Here is an 840-nt window from a genome sequence, read left to right as displayed (position 1 = left end):
GGAAGGTCACGTAGCCGTCACCTTCGTGATTGTCCCAGGAGACGTTGATCGAGTGGAACAGGTCCTTGGCGCCCAGCGCCTCGACGCGTGCCGGATCGAGCTTGAGATGCTCGAAGCCCCAGCGGACTTCGTCGCCGGTGAGCGTGCGGTTGCCGAACTTGGCCTGCGCGATGCGGACCGCCTCGACATTGAGGATGCCGTTGACGATGCCGAGATTGTGGTAGACCGAGCCGATACGGCTCTTTTCCTCGAGATTGCCTTTGCCGGCTCCGTAGACCGTTTTGACGATCTCCTGGACCACCGGATACTGCTCGCCTGACGCCTGGGTGGTGATGGCCGTATAGCCCTTGGCGGCATCGCCCGCGGGGATCACATCCTCTTCCGAATTCGACCAGACATTGCCGACGATGTGATCGGCCGGGAAGCCGGTCTTCTGCGCGGTCTTGAGCGCAACCGGGTTCATCACGCCCCAGCCGCGCAGCACCACATAGTCGGGATGCTCGCGACGGATCGTCAGCCACTGCGCCTGCTGCTCGTTGCCTGGATGCGGAACCTCGATCTGCGACAGCTCGAAGCCGTATTTCTGCGACAGCAGCTCATAGATCGGAATCGTCTCCTTGCCATAGGGCGAGCCGTGATAGAGCACGACGATCTTCTTGCCCTTGAGCTTGTCGAGGCCACCTTCCTTGGAGGCGATATAGTTCACGATGCCCGAGGTCTCGCTATACGGATTGAGCAGCAGCGGGAAGACGTAAGGGAACACGCGTCCGTCCGTGGTGTCGGTGCGGCCGTGGTTGATGGTGATCAGCGGCACCTTGTCATCGGTGATGCGGTCGATCA

General features: G+C 61.2%; 1 protein-coding gene. It reads right to left on the bottom strand.

Annotated features, from left to right (window positions below; all coding sequences use genetic code 11):
• Positions 1–840 (bottom strand): ABC transporter substrate-binding protein (locus NKH41_RS34050; RefSeq protein WP_352936002.1); only part of this gene is annotated, 840 nt, incomplete at both ends.

This window comes from Mesorhizobium sp. M1169 (assembly GCF_040318345.1).
In the GTDB taxonomy this organism is placed as follows: Bacteria; Pseudomonadota; Alphaproteobacteria; order Rhizobiales; family Rhizobiaceae; genus Mesorhizobium.
This window is presented reverse-complemented; position numbering and strand designations above follow the sequence as displayed.